Below are 14235 nucleotides of genomic sequence, written 5' to 3'. Positions count from 1 at the left end.
ATATAGGGTGATGAGGGCGCAGGGTATGTTTTAACGACCTGGATAGAATGCATTATAAAACCTGGCCTGCTACAAAGCAATGAGATGCTTATTTAGGAGCAAACTCCCATGTACTGTACGCTTTTTTTTCTCTGCCCTTACCGGAAACGAGGCCGCCTCCCATCGTAGATCAGCTTATACGCAGGGAGTGATCTCATATGTTATACTTACGGTAAATTAGGTGGTACATCCTCGATACGGAGGTTCTTTTTCGAATGACACTAGCCCCTGAGGGTCAATGGCCGCACTATACCTATGCTGTGCCACAGACCTATACCAAATCCCAGGTTCGCCTTGTGGGTTTGGGGAATTATTCTCCTAAAGGTATTATCACAAACGAATTTTTCGCGTATATTTCGACCTGTCTTGGTGATCCGCGTAAGGCGGAGGACCTGGAGCGTGTTACTGGTTTGAGCACCCGTTATGTCCGCGCCAGTACAATGGCTCTGTGCCGGAGGATGGCTGGTAGCGATGCTCCCGGCCTGATCGATGATCCCGAAGCGGCCGAAGATGAGTCGCTTGTTGATATGGCGGTTGTGGCTGCGAAGCGCGCCCTGGCGAGTGCGGGCCTGGAAGCCACAGATATAGATACAATCATTGGTGCCTCCTCATCCGATAATGATGCCTTTCCGACGATTGCAGGCTGGGTGGGAATGCGCCTGGGTATCCCAACTATTCGCGCAACCATGCTGCGGGGTGCCTGTGCTTGCCAGACGGAGGCCTTCCAGGTCTGTGCCGAGGTACTGGCCGCCAGCTCTGCCAGGCGCGTGTTGCTGGTGATGTCTGAGGGCCTACTCCCCAACATCATGAATGTGTTGGATTGGAAGACCAGCTCGCTCTTTGGCGAGGGGGCCGTGGCCTACATTCTGGAGCGTGGCGATGAGCCAACCTATGTCATTAATGGTTCTGATGCTCGCCAGGCGGCTTCCCTCTTCTACCAGACGCCGCTGCGTAAAGACTCGGTGGAGATGGCCGAGGTCGATCTGCGGATTCGCCAGCTCTTCAAAGAGGGCAAGGGCAAAGAGCTAAGCCAGCTTCTCTCGCAGTACCATGTGGGCTATACCAAGATGAATGGCAAAGAGGTCTTTCGCGAGGCTCCCCGGGCTATGGCAGAGTCTGTAGATGCGCTCCTGCGTCACTCGGGCTTGCAGTATGATGATGTGAAGCATATCGTGCCTCACCAGGCTAACTCACGCATTACGCGTCGCATGGGCGAGCTGCTGATGAATGATTATGGCTGGCCTGAGTCTACAATGGGGAAACTGGCCGATAACTTCCGCTACTATGGCAACCTCTCCAACGCGAGTATTGGCACCGCACTGGTTGAGCTGTTGCGCAATGACCGCCTGCATCCTGGCGAGTGGCTAGCGCTCCCCGCGGTAGGTGGGGGGCTTAACTATGGCTGCTGGCTTGTACGTTATCAAGGATTGAAAAACGTAGATGCTGTGATCGATCCCGCTTAGAAATTTTTGATGAAGAATATAATGATGCTGGCAGCCACAGGCTGCCAGCATCATTATATTCTTCATCAGTTAAAAAAGTCCTCGCTCGTAGGTATAATAGACTTCGCTGTCTTCGGCGATGGCCTCTTCACAGCCCAGGCCCGCGAAGGCATCACGCATAATAACCAGGTCGGGCGCGTAGATGCGTACGTTTTCGATCTCTATCTCGATTGCATGCTGGAGTAGCTCGTTGCCGATGAGGCTGATGGCTTCGATGGCGGTTCCGTCGATGTACCCTACTGAGAGACTTACTGTTGGGTTCTCGCGCACCTCAATGATGGCCAGCCCATCCAGGCGTTCCCAGCGATGAAGAACATAAATTTGTTGCGCCTTGATTTTTTTCTCTAGAAACTCTGCCGTGATGGGGTAAGCGCGGAAGCGCAGGTAGTAGAGACCTCCGACAATAGGAAAGATATTCGAGGCATTTAAGAAGTCAATGATGGCGTCCAGGTCCTCAAGCGTGGCCAGGCGCGGTTTATCGCTGCCATGTACACGCGTGATTTTCTCGGGCGTGGCTTTGGTATTAAAGGGGAGAATGGCCCCCACGCGGCGAAAATATCCCCCTTCACTTACCTGCTGTGAGCGCTCATTGATATGTGAAATAGCCATACGTGCATATTGCGCGCCACGCCGCATAGCCTCGGCCAGCGCGGCCTCGTTTACTTTGCGTGCCAGGCCCTGGCGGCGAAATTCTGGAGCGACGCGCAGGCCCTCAAGCCAGGCGTCCTCGGGCGTAAGCATCTCCATATGCACCAGGGCCGCAGGTTGTTTATCAACCGTAGCTACGATGAGCTGCCCCGCTGGATTCTGTAGCCATTCATTCCAGACGTGCTCGATATAATCTCCATGTTCCCATGTATGTGCGCAGAAGGCCAGAACCGCCTCGCGGTCCTCTGCCTGTGCCGGTCGTACTTCAATGTGTGACATGACCAGTGATACCTCCCTTTCCTATGTTGACTATAGCGAGAAAACGTCATTTTCGTCAATATATTCCGCAACCATTGCTCAGTCCTGGACGTGCTATATGTATCGTTTACCTATCCGTAAAGATGATTTCCGCTGTAGACAACTACAACTTTTGATAGAGAGTTAGCTAGAGGCATAGAGGAGGAGGCCATGCCAGAAAAGAATCCACCTTCTAAAGATGAGGCAGTAAAAGAGCTTGAGGGCCATGCTCAGGAGGCTGTACAGAAGGCACAGCAGGAGGTAGAGGAGTCGCGCTCTCCCTGGTGGAGCGTCTTACGCAAGACGAGTTTCTTGATCACGTTTGATGCCATTATGCTTGTGCTTTTTGGCGCCCTGGCCGCCTATGTGCATTTTAATGCTGTCCTCAATATCGATGTGTTTATTACGCAGGAGTTTCAGGAGTTACGGACTCCGTGGTTAGATGTGTTGATGACGGCTGTTAGCTATATTGGGACCAGCCTTATGCTGTCGATTCTGCTAATAGTTGTCATGGCGGTTATCTTCTGGGTCGTCAATTTGCGTTTGGAGGCGATCATTCTCATCGTGCATACCACTGTGAGTTCGCTCTTGAATGGTCTGTTCAAAGCCTGGATTGGACGCCCACGCCCGACAACCAACCTGGTCGAGATCCTACAGGCCGCTGGCGGCAAAAGCTTTCCCAGTGGGCATGTGATGGGGTATGTTGCCTTCTGGGGTCTGCTCTTCTCCTTCGGGGTGATTCTCTTTAAGCGTGACCGCTGGTGGCACTATGTATTGCTGATTGTACCTGCATTGTTTGTGATCCTGGTAGGGCCATCACGTGTCTATCTTGGTGACCACTGGGCCTCGGATGTACTGGGAGCCTATATGATTGGCCTCTTCTTGCTCTCCATAACACTCTGGATCTATGGACGCCTGAAGCGCCGAGGGGTGCTTGAGTATAAGCATACGCCCGCGCCCGCTAAGGCTCATCCAGCCCATTCATCATAAGATCTGCCTGGTACACAGAGAGGAGGGGAACGGTATCACATGGCCGTTCCCCTCCTCTCCGTGTATATGCCACTTACGCGTTAGTGCTTCGTCTGCGACGATGGCTATGGCCAGTGGATGTCTCGTGCTCTGGCGTCTCTTCCTGCTCGTCTGTTTCATCCTCTTCTTGTGTCTCTGCCTGATCCTGTGTGGTTGGCGCCTCCTCTGTGCTTGAGGATGGAGAGGACTCACTTTCCTCTCCCTGGGTCTGTGATTGATCTACATTGGCCTGGGTAGCGGGCTGCTCCTCTGTGTTGCCCTGGTTTGCGGGTTCCGCATGGCTATTGTCGAGCGCTGAAACGGTTTCTGGGGTGTGTTCCTGGGTGAGCTCCTGAAGAATATCGTTCAAGGGAACTGGCTCGGGTGCTGGCTCGTCCTGGGCGACTGATCCGGCGTGGAGCGCTGCGTGCTCCTGCTCGAGTGTGTTTGTCACGGGAGAGTCTGTCAATTCCTCAAGGATAGGTGCGGAGGATGCGATAGGAGGCTGCTCATCTGTTTCATTGGCAGCTTTGTTGTTTTTCTTCTTACCTGGAATGGACTCCAGCGCGCTTTGCACCTGTTGTAGCTGCATCTCTAAATTGTGGAGCGCCACCTGAGCCTCCTCGAGGCGCTGTTGAGCTTTGGCTACCTTCTGCTCCGCCTTCTGAGCCTCTTTCTTGCCCTCTTCAATTTTTAGCATAAGCCTGGCTTCGCGCTTGGCAAGCTTTTTTCGCTCTTTTTTCTGATTAGTGGGAGATGCGGCCTGCACGTGATTGGTAACTGTCATAATGCACTTCTCTTCCTAAAACTAGGCACGGACGTCTACATAACAACGATTGCCTGGCTGCAAAAATACCTGAAGCTGTCAACCTGGAGTAGTATACGCGTACTGTTGTTGGGTTTGGGGGCGCGAATAGTGACAGCTATTATGAGAAAGATACTCCATAGTGACGGCAGTTGGCAAGAGGCAACCTGCCAGGCAAGAGATGTTCATTGTATTAAGCACGTGTAGGGGTGCTGGGTAGTTTCGCTCTCTGTGCCTCTGGCCGCAGATGGCTGCATGTTTGCCCCTTCTTAGTAACTATGATAGACTCAACCGGGGGAAGAGATGCGCCTTGCTTATGCCAAAGAAACGTTAGGAACATAATCATGGAATTGAATGATACGACTGATTATCAGCTCTGTTTTGTGTGTGGCCAACGGAATCCCTATGGCCTCAAAATGGTATTTCACCTGGATGGGGATACGGTGGTCTCGGACTTTCGGCCTGAGGCTGAGCACCAGGGGTTCCCAGGAGTCATTCATGGTGGCATTGTTGCCGCTGTGCTAGATGAGGCCCTCAATCGCACCACTATGCTTACCGATACGCCCGCCTGGACAATGACCGGGCGACTGGATGTGCGCTATCGACGCTATGTTCCCTATGGACCTCTGTTGCGTGTCCGAGCGAAGCTTGGTCTCCAGCGAGGGCGTATGTCGCAGGCATCTGGCTACCTTACCCTGGCGGAGGACGAGAGTGTTGTGCTGGCCGAGGCCCATGGAACCTTTATGGCACTATCGAACCGGGTTATTGATGAGATTATGCAAGAGTATCCTGGCATGCGTGATTTTTTTACTCCCACATCTAAATAAGTGGAGCAATCTTTGAGAAAAGCGAAGAGCCGTGCGGCCCTGAATAGGGCCGCACGGCTCTTCGCTTTTCTCAACCTTCTATTGCATCTCGGGTGGTTGGAGGAGTGAGGCGGGAGGAGGAGGGGCCTCGACGACCTGTACCTGCTGTGGGGTTGGGTGGAGTTGGGTGGAAGCGATGGGTGCTCCCGTGCTCTCCATAATCGTATGTAGCTGTTTGGCGTCAATGGTTTCGTGCGTGCGCAGATCTTTCGCGATCCGGTCGAGAGTCGGACGATAGGTGCGCATGACGTTGAGGGTGCGCTCATAACATTCATTGATGATGCGCGACACCTCTTCGTCAATGATCTGGGCCGTTTCCTCGCTATAATCGGTCGGATTGCCCATATCGCCGCCCATGAAGGGGCTCTGACGCTCGCTGAAGGAGACTGTACCCAGGCGCTCGCTCATACCCCAGCGAGCTACCATTTGCCGCGCGATCTGCGTAACGCGTTGCAGATCGTTCTCCGCGCCTGTGGTAATGCGGTCAAAAATGACCTGTTCAGCGGCTCGACCACCAAGGGCGTAGACGAGCTGGGCCAGCAAGTACTCCCTGGAGTAGTTGTAGCGATCATCAAGCGGAGTCGACATAGTCACGCCCAGGGCCTGCCCGCGTGGGACAATGGTGACCTTGGTAACGGGATCGCATTCCTCGGTGACCAGGCCTGCAAGCGCGTGCCCGCCCTCATGATAGGCTGTCACATCGAGGTCCGCATCGCTCAGCACGAGTGGACGCTCGGCACCCAGCAGAATCTTGTCTAGAGCCTCGTCGAAACTGGGCTGTGTGACATAATCCAGGTTACGGCGTGCCGCGATTATCGCGGCCTCGTTGACCAGGTTGGCCAGGTCCGCACCAACCATGCCAGTCGTGCCGCGGGCGATGGTTGTCAGGTTGATATCGGGTGCCAGGGGGACAGTGCGCGTATGAATCTTCAAGATGGCGAGGCGGCCATTCCAGTCGGGGCGGTCGACGGTAACACGTCGATCAAAGCGGCCCGGGCGTAGCAGCGCCTGGTCGAGTCCATCCGGGCGGTTCGTGGCGGCGACCACGACGACTGCCTGACGGTTATCGAAGCCATCCATCTCAACGAGTAACTGGTTCAGGGTCTGCTCGCGCTCATCATTGGTGTTGATGCTTGAACCGCGCTGGCGACCAACGGCGTCAATTTCGTCAATGAAGATGATGCTGGGTGAGGCCTTCTTCGCCTGGTCAAAGAGGTCGCGGACACGGCTGGCGCCGACACCTACGAGAACCTCGACAAACTCAGAGCCGCTCATTGAGAAGAAGGGAACACCAGCTTCACCAGCGACCGCGCGTGCCAGCAGCGTCTTACCGGTTCCTGGAGGGCCTACCAGCAGCACGCCGCGAGGGATCTTACCGCCCAGGCGCTGGAACTTCTGGGGTGTCTTGAGAAACTCAACAACTTCCTGAAGCTCATATTTTGACTCGTCCACGCCTGCGACGTCCGCGAAGGTGGTGCTGGGGCGATCCTCAAGGATCAGTTTAGCGCGGCTCTTGCCGAAGCTAAAGATGCCCTGCTGCCCTTGTGAGGCGCGGCGTGTCAGGAAGAAGATAAAGCCAATCAGGAAGATCCAGGGTATGGATGCGATAAGCAGGTTCAGCCAGAACGAATTGTCAGGTGGCGGCTGATAGGTGACCGTAGCCCCGCTCTGAATCAGATTCTGTGCCAGCTTGTCATCCCCGTTGGGAAGCTGGTAGACATGGAAATTTTGCTTACCCTTAAAAGGTTCGCGCAACGTACCTGTGATGTCGCTTTGCCCTACAATCGTGGCAGACTTGACGTTCTTCTGTTGGATTTGCTGATAAAATTGCGTATAGCTTAACTCGTTGCTTTGTGACGAGTTGGCAGTGTTCTGGCTGGCGTTGTTGAAAAAGTTGAAAAGAGCCAAGCCCAGCATAACAACAACGAGGGCTAGCAACACAGAATTGAGCCGGTTGGATGGTCGTGGCTGTTGATTCTGCCCATTATTGTTGGGAGGGCCACCCGGGCGTATTTGCTGCCTATCGTTGTTATTTTGAAGCCAGTATCTATTCCCCGGCTGTCTGTCCATAAGAATTACCTGCTTTCTGGGCCTCAGACATATATGTCCCCTGAAGTGAGTGTGGTGTTGAAATTGGATATGTTTGAGTTAGCGTATAGCATGCCTTATTATAGCGTACTGGCATGGGAAATGCACGCATAAACGTAGCTGCTACCGGTACACCGTACTCTTGTCTCTGGTGATATGACTCCTGGAAAGAAGAGGTCGGGTTACCTGCCCTTGTGGTGTTTATGCGCTCGCTCCTCCACGTTGCTACACATGCTACTATCTCTACGATAGAGAGGACTGCAACGTTGCAGTCAAAAAAATTTGGTGGTTGTAAGTGGTAGAGAAGTGCAGGCAGGTGCCGCACCTGCCTGCACTTCTCTACCACTTACAACCGGGGTTTAGCGAGGTTGTGCTTGCAAGTGTAGGGTGATCTGTTGCTGGGTATGGGAGGCGATATTGAGCCGGTCCTGGGGACGGTTGAGGCCATTTTCGTGGGTCACAATTGGCTCAAAGCAGATAAACTCGTGATCGGGCGCCGTGACTGGTTCCGACCAGACCTGCATCTCTTTGAGCAGGTAGTGCCCAGCGTGTGGAACCTCTGCGATACGCAGGGTGCCTTGTTGTGGAAACTCGAAACTGGCCTGTTGGGCGAAGGGGTAGTGATTATCGGGCGGATTGGTGTCCCAGTGGATCGTGCTAGCATCGAAACCTTCGAGACCATTGACAACTACGCGAGACTTCTCCCCCTGATCCAGGGCGAAATAAGGGTGAAAGCCGGGCGCGATAGGCATTGTTTCATCGCTCTTATTCTCCATTGTGAGCGTATAGGTAAGGCTTCCCTCGCCTGCCACGATTTCACTGGTAAAGACGAAATCATAGGGATAGCTTGCGCGTGTAGCCTCACTGCTTGTAAGCTGGAGGCGAATACTCGTCTCGGTGTGCTCCGCGACCGACCAGGGCAAGTTGCGCCCGAAGCCATGCATCGGGAGGGTGGTTCCTTTCTCTTCAAAGAGGCCATCTTTTAGCCGCCCGAAGTTAGGGATCATCAGGGGAATACCCCAGCGCTTGACATTCCCCGTCTCCGAGGCCCGGTAGAGTACCTGCCAGTCGCCAACCTGGAAATGTGATACCAGGTTGATCTCAGGCATGACCGCGATAGTGGTGGTTCCACTGGTAATGACGCGTTCGTTGGGCATAGGAAATTGCGTAAATGTAGCCATTGTATTGTGCGCCTGCTAACTAGAGTAGCTGCGCATCCTCCTTCTGTAAAAATTGCGTTTTGAAAAGTGGGTTATGTCATCGGGGACGATAGATGTGTGCTACTGCACGCCTTCATATTACCACTTTAGCAGGCTGGTCTCGCTTTCTGCCTGCTCTATGCAACAGTTTAGAACAGGAAGCATGGAAAGTAGCGCCATTTGAGGTAATATCAGCCAGTAATCCTATTACGACCCAAAACTCGTATGCTCTATTGCGTTTTAATCACGGCAAGCTTATACTGTATGTAGTCTAAGACGCATATCTATGTAGGCATATGCGCCACAATTGATCTAGTTGTTTGGTGTTCTCTATGGACGCTGTGTTGCTTTCGTTAGGAATATGGGGACTGCATTGGGTATGGAGGAACAATCGCTTCGCGAAGCGTTTCAGGTCAAAAGGCAACCGTATGGGCAGCATAGGGAGGAGATACAAACGGTGTCAGCGAATATCGCTATCAAAGGAACTCGTAGTGGCTTGCTCCTGACGCTAGAGCCAGAAACCCCATTTAATGATTTACTCCAGGCGCTGGCGATGCGCCTGGAAGAGGCTCCTGCCTTTTTCCGTGGCGCCTCTTTGACGGTGGATACCACGCGCCGTAACCTGCGTGTGACGGAACGCATCCAGTTAGAACGGCTCCTGGCCGAATATCAGATGTCTGTTGCTCCACTTGAAAAAGCTGCGGAGGCGCGCAGGGACGCGCGCACAATTACGTTTCCCACACCCGAGACGCCTTCTCGCCCTCCTATTGTAGTACCCAGGGCAGTTGTGACGCGCCAATTAGATATGCAGGTTGAGGGTAATCCCTCCTCGCCCGGTGAAGATGTCTATGAGCAGCGTGATCCCCGTTCGCTTGATGACGCGCTCTTCATTCGGCGTACGGTTCGCTCGGGCCAGGCCATTAGCCATCACAGCCATGTCGTCATTCTGGGTGATGTCAATCCCGGAGCCGAGGTCGTGGCTGGTGGCGATATCATTGTCTGGGGGATGCTCAAAGGTATGGTGCATGCAGGTTATCCAGATAACGACCAGGCCATCGTCTGCTCGCTCTATCTCTCGCCCGTGCAGCTACGGATTGCGCACCTGCTTTCGAGGCCACCCGAAGGCTTTGAGGTGCAACCTTATCCTGAAGTGGCAATGATACGCAATAACCAGATTATTGTTGAGACCTGGATGAATGGTCGCCCACCTCGTAAATAAGATGGCATAAAAACTGTTCTGGTAGCGGTGCTGTGGTAGGTCAGGCTAGCCATGATAGGCTTGTTGAAACTTTGGTGACGTGCAGGTTCGTGGTATACTAGATAACGATGCGGACGGGCATGAGATGCGAGCGCAAGGCAACGTCCGAGCCGATAGTGGCTGAACAAGTTTTAGCATTTGGGAGTAGAGCATGGACAGCAGGGTGATTACAATTACTTCGGGTAAAGGCGGCGTGGGTAAGACCACGACAACCGCAAATCTAGGCACAGCTTTAGCAATGCAAGGCAAAAAGGTGGCCGTGGTCGACTCAGATATCGGCCTACGCAACCTGGACGCCGTCCTGGGCCTGGAGAATAGGATTGTCTATGACCTGGTGGATGTTGTCGAGGGACAATGCCGCCTGCGCCAGGCTTTGATCAAGGATAAACGCCTTCCCGAACTCTATCTTCTCCCTGCTGCGCAAACACGTGACAAGAATGCTGTGAATAGTGTTCAGATGGAGCAGCTCTGCCAACAGTTGCGCCAGGAGTTTGAATTCATCGTCATTGACTCCCCTGCCGGTATCGAGCAAGGTTTTCGAAACGCCATTGTAGGTGCAGATGAAATTATTATTGTTGCGAACCCGGAGATGGCGTCGGTCCGTGATGCGGACCGCATTATTGGCCTGGTGGAGGCTGCGGGAAAGCCCGAGCCTCGTTTGATCTTGAACCGTCTGCGCCCAGAAATGGTGAAACGAGGCGATATGATGGATGTGGCGGATGTGTTGGAAGTGTTGGGTATCGACCTGCTGGGTATCATCCCTGAGGATGAAGCCATTATTGTAGCGACGAACAAAGGCGAACCCGCCGTGTATGAGCGGCGTTCCCGTGCTGGCCGCTCCTTCCTGAATGCTGCTCAGCGTATTTTGGGCGAGGAGATTCCGCTTGACGAGGTTGCAGACGTTCCGTCTCTGCTAGAGCGGTTGCGCCGCCTGGTAGGCTTTGGTCCTGCCTCAGCTGAGAAGCGTTTGCGCTCTCAATCGTCTTAAAGGGGGCCGGTTATGGGTGTCTTTGAGTTTATGGTCGGTCGGAAGAAGCAGACACCAGGTGAGATCGCCAAGGAGCGTCTCAAAGTGGTGCTGGTCAATGATCGTTTAAAGCTCAATCCAGAGCTACTGGAACTGATCAAACAAGAGTTAGCAAGCGTGCTTTCACGTCGTCTGGATGTCGACGAGGAGCAAATGCAGGTTATTTTCTCGCGCGACGAGGGCTATGATAAGCTGCTGGCGAATGTGCCTATCAAACGTCAGCGGGTGGGTTTTGAATGGGATCCACCATCGCATACTCCTGCGACAAACGTGCTGCGTGGCAAGGTGTTCCTCACAGACGCAGACGATGATTCGGATAGTGCCGAAATTTAAAGTGTAATCGATACAACTCAATATCGACCCAGAGAGGGAAGGGCAAGCCATCGTCCAGGAAGGTTATGGCTGGCTTTTCCCTCTCTGCTCTTTATAAGATCAACTATGAAAGCTTCGTCACATTACCTCATGCGTTCAGCGCAAATCGGGGAAAAGTAGAAATATCTTTATACATAAATTATTCATTTATATGGTTAAGAACTTCATAAAAAAATTAATTGTCCTTAACTGAATCTTCATAGCTTCACAACCGCTAAATGGAATAACACATGTTACAATACGTTCAGCAACAATGAAATAAACCTTTTATCGAAAACATTGTGCGAATCCGCTTTGTATGGGAAGTGATCTTACCAAACCATTTTCCAATATCGCTGAAACAGCTATATTTACAGTGTAGATGTTTCAGTGTACGGCAGCGAAGTGCCGGTGTAAAGTAACACCTTGGCGTGGGTCGATGCGTTTGCATCGCCTGCAACTTGCTTCTTGTGGTGTGGATGGGTGGACTTTGAGTGGTTCACGGGCACGCAGCACGCATGTAGAGCGACATGGACTTTCATGTCTCCAGAGTTGAGAGGTCTCGGCCTTTCTCTGCTCTCTGGTGCGGGCTGAGGTGTGGATGAGTGGAAAAGGAATGTCACGCTAGATTCTTAAACAGAAACCAACCCCCATTCGGGGGCGCGGCGCCACTGTCGTGGCTAGCGTTCCGCGCTCAGGTTTCTGATAGGAAGAGACCAAAATGCTGTAGTTCTCTTTGAGCTGGCCTTTATCTCAGGCCGGTGGAGTGGATGTGTGGGGATGTAGCGAGATAATGGCTCGTGAGCTCCTGGAGGACTGCACTTTTTCCCTTCGCAGGTGGTGATGTGGGGTGGTATATGGTGGCGCGAAGGTCTGGTTTTAGCGGCCACATTCGTGGATGTTGGGTGTGCTCGTACCCGCTCAAATGGTGATGTTGAGTCAAGCAAGGTGTCTACTACTCCGGAGACTGAGGTGCTCGGTTACTATGCCGGCACTTCGTTGCCGTCTATTTTTCGTTTGCTATGTGCAGAAACTCTATGCCACCAGCACATAGTCTGTTTTCCCCGGCCTCTTACAGTACCAAACGCGGACCCCTCTATTTTTAGCGCTTTCCACCTGTTATTGGTCCGTTGTTTTACCAGGTGTACTGGTTACTACCTTTCGAAAACCTGAGCGCGCAGCGCTACCATGACAGTGGCGCCGCGCCCCGAATGGGGGTTGGTTTTCGTGGTAAGAAGGGAAGTGGGGAGAGCAATATGTGCAAGGGAATGTCTACCAATGTCGGACGTGTGCAGACATCAGGTCTGGCTTTGCGTGTCAGTCGGGCTATCTGGCCTCTACAGTGGCGCCATAGCCTTTCGACAAGCTCGGTCGCGCAACAACGGCGCTTCTTGCGGCTCAAAGGTCTCTGGTATCCTGGCCTGGATGTGCCAGGGCGCTTGCTGAAGCTCAGGCAACGTCAGTATCGCACCCTCTCTATGCTCGCCTCCAGCCTCGCTGTACTGACGCTAATAGCGTTCAGTGTATGCGTGCCTCTCTTCATCTACCAGTTCTGGATATTGCTCCTGGTGCTGATTGTGGCCTGGTGCTTTATCGCTGGGACTGTAACAGGGTTTCTTGTGCGTGAGATTCGTATGGTGCTGGTCTACAAAAAGATGTTGCGTATGCGTCATATGCAGGCTGCCATGCGGTTGTATCGCCCTTTCCACATCACGCGAGGCACGCTTGAGACGCCTATGCCGCTACTCTCTACTCCTCGGGTACGCATTATGAATACGATTGATCTCTCCTCTAGTGGTGTTCGACATTTCCTTCATGAAGAACAAAGAAGGCGGACAGACGATGTTTCACGAACCCAGTTCCCGTACAAGGAGGAAGGCGTGAGGGATGCCTCTACTCTGCCATACTCTACACGCCATTCCTGGAAGCTGCCGCATGAATAAAGTGCTACAGTTAACCGACGCTGCTAAAGCACGCATCTACATATGGCCTTGATATGTAGATGCGTGCTTTAGCAGCGTCGGTCCCCACATATGACCTTCGGGTCAATTCGTTGACCCCCCTCTTTTTGCTAGGTATGATAGGCTGTGGTGTAGTTAGAACTCGTAATAGCTGAGAAATGAGGAGGGCTGGGCCTTGAGCAATCAGCAAATTCAAAAGGTTAAAGTCAAGCGTTTGGTGCATGTTGGTTTATGGGCTTCGGATGTGCAGGCCCAGGCTCGTTTCTATCATCGTGTTCTGGGATTCGATCTCTATACGCATGCTGATGGCCCGCTTGAGCAGCATCTTGAGGAAGAGGATGCTGCCATATTCCTCGCCTTAGGCGAGGAGATGCACGCCCTGAGCATCTTTAATGATACACGCGTCTTCCCGACGAATGGACGGCGTCCCGTGGTGCGCTCTACCCTCCATCATCTCTCCTTTGCGGTTGATACCGATGCTGAACTGGCCGCGATGGCGGCACGCCTGCAAATGTCTGGCATTGAACTCTCCTTTGAGCCACGCGATGGCGCGCCCGACCTGGGAGACGCGCTCTGGTTGAACGATCCCGATGGCAATCGCGTCGAAATCTCCGTGATGCCTGACGAACTGTATACTGCTATCTCTAGCAACCGTAAGACGCGCCGGGCGCTTCTACGTCCTTATGGCCTGCAACATGTGGCCTTGAAGACCAGCCGCCTGGAAGAAATGGTGGAGTTCTACACCGAGTCTCTGGGTTTTGATATCTCAGACTGGCTCTTGCGCGAGCGTGCCTGGTTGCGCTGTAACAACGATCACCATAGCCTGATCTTGAGTGAGGGGCAGACCGGCATCGAGCACGTTGGCTTCACCATCGCCGATGGCAGTGAGCTGCTGGGCTGGGCCGACTATCTCAGTCATCAGCAGGTACCGCTGCTGTGGGGGCCGGGACGCCACGGCGTTGGCGATGATCTCTTCTTACAGTTCCCCGATAGCGACGGTCTGCATATCGAGCTGTCTGCTGGCCTGAGCCAGTATTATGATCGCGATGTCACAACGCCGCCACGCCTCTGGCATACTCGCGAGACGGCGCTCAATCTCTGGGGGGCGATCCCCTCCTGGCTGCGCGAAGAGTCTCATGTCTAAGGTGTATTAAAAAACAAAAAGTGCTGGTTCGCGTACGCGAAC

The 14235-nt window shown here is 53.2% G+C and carries 12 protein-coding genes; 8 read left to right on the top strand and 4 right to left on the bottom strand.

All coding sequences use genetic code 11. The features are described from left to right. The first annotated feature begins 254 nt into the window (after nucleotides 1–254). Nucleotides 255–1502, top strand: coding sequence for a 3-oxoacyl-ACP synthase III family protein (locus KTE_RS10940; protein ID WP_201380948.1), 1248 nt, complete (start codon nucleotides 255–257; stop codon nucleotides 1500–1502). Nucleotides 1503–1571: 69 nt separating this feature from the next. On the opposite strand, the gene KTE_RS10935 is transcribed toward KTE_RS10940, so the two are convergent. Further along, nucleotides 1572–2468, bottom strand: coding sequence for a GNAT family N-acetyltransferase (locus tag KTE_RS10935; protein WP_201380946.1), 897 nt, complete (start codon nucleotides 2466–2468; stop codon nucleotides 1572–1574). Between the two features lie 189 nt (nucleotides 2469–2657). Between KTE_RS10935 and KTE_RS10930 the strand changes: the two genes are divergently transcribed. Beyond that, the gene (locus KTE_RS10930; protein ID WP_201380944.1) at nucleotides 2658–3476 is read left to right on the top strand and encodes a phosphatase PAP2 family protein; all 819 of its coding nucleotides are present in this window, start codon (nucleotides 2658–2660) and stop codon (nucleotides 3474–3476) included. Nucleotides 3477–3549: 73 nt separating this feature from the next. Here KTE_RS10930 and KTE_RS10925 read toward each other — a convergent pair whose 3' ends face one another. Then, the gene (locus tag KTE_RS10925; RefSeq protein ID WP_201380942.1) at nucleotides 3550–4281 is read right to left on the bottom strand and encodes a hypothetical protein; all 732 of its coding nucleotides are present in this window, start codon (nucleotides 4279–4281) and stop codon (nucleotides 3550–3552) included. A 362-nt stretch (nucleotides 4282–4643) separates the two neighbouring features. On the opposite strand from KTE_RS10925, the gene KTE_RS10920 reads away from it, so the two are divergent. Further along, complete coding sequence (locus tag KTE_RS10920; RefSeq protein WP_201380940.1) at nucleotides 4644–5126, top strand: PaaI family thioesterase; 483 nt, start codon at nucleotides 4644–4646, stop codon at nucleotides 5124–5126. A gap of 78 nt (nucleotides 5127–5204) precedes the next feature. Here KTE_RS10920 and ftsH read toward each other — a convergent pair whose 3' ends face one another. Beyond that, nucleotides 5205–7235, bottom strand: a complete 2031-nt coding sequence (ftsH, locus tag KTE_RS10915; RefSeq protein ID WP_201380938.1) for an ATP-dependent zinc metalloprotease FtsH — start codon at nucleotides 7233–7235, stop codon at nucleotides 5205–5207. A 377-nt stretch (nucleotides 7236–7612) separates the two neighbouring features. Beyond that, entirely contained in the window at nucleotides 7613–8434 is an 822-nt protein-coding gene (locus tag KTE_RS10910; RefSeq protein WP_201380936.1) for a hypothetical protein, read from the bottom strand. A gap of 475 nt (nucleotides 8435–8909) precedes the next feature. Between KTE_RS10910 and minC the strand changes: the two genes are divergently transcribed. The 5 genes from minC (at nucleotide 8910) to KTE_RS10885 (ending at nucleotide 14193) form a co-directional block, all read left to right on the top strand. Then, nucleotides 8910–9671 (top strand): septum site-determining protein MinC, encoded by a 762-nt coding sequence (gene minC, locus KTE_RS10905; RefSeq protein WP_201380934.1) that lies wholly within the window; start codon nucleotides 8910–8912, stop codon nucleotides 9669–9671. 190 nt (nucleotides 9672–9861) lie between these two features. Beyond that, complete coding sequence (gene minD, locus KTE_RS10900) at nucleotides 9862–10698, top strand: septum site-determining protein MinD (protein ID WP_201370709.1); 837 nt, start codon at nucleotides 9862–9864, stop codon at nucleotides 10696–10698. A 12-nt stretch (nucleotides 10699–10710) separates the two neighbouring features. Next, nucleotides 10711–11070, top strand: a complete 360-nt coding sequence (gene minE / locus KTE_RS10895; RefSeq protein WP_007908016.1) for a cell division topological specificity factor MinE — start codon at nucleotides 10711–10713, stop codon at nucleotides 11068–11070. 1274 nt (nucleotides 11071–12344) lie between these two features. Beyond that, on the top strand, nucleotides 12345–13031 hold the full coding sequence (locus KTE_RS10890) for a hypothetical protein (protein ID WP_201380932.1): 687 nt from the start codon (nucleotides 12345–12347) through the stop codon (nucleotides 13029–13031). A gap of 193 nt (nucleotides 13032–13224) precedes the next feature. Beyond that, nucleotides 13225–14193 (top strand): VOC family protein, encoded by a 969-nt coding sequence (locus tag KTE_RS10885; protein WP_201380930.1) that lies wholly within the window; start codon nucleotides 13225–13227, stop codon nucleotides 14191–14193. The last annotated feature ends 42 nt before the right edge of the window (nucleotides 14194–14235 follow it).

The organism is Ktedonobacter sp. SOSP1-85, assembly GCF_016587415.1.
In the GTDB taxonomy this organism is placed as follows: Bacteria; Chloroflexota; Ktedonobacteria; order Ktedonobacterales; family Ktedonobacteraceae; genus Ktedonobacter.
The sequence above is the reverse complement of the archived record's forward strand: the minus strand, read 5'-3'. Positions and strand labels throughout refer to the sequence as shown.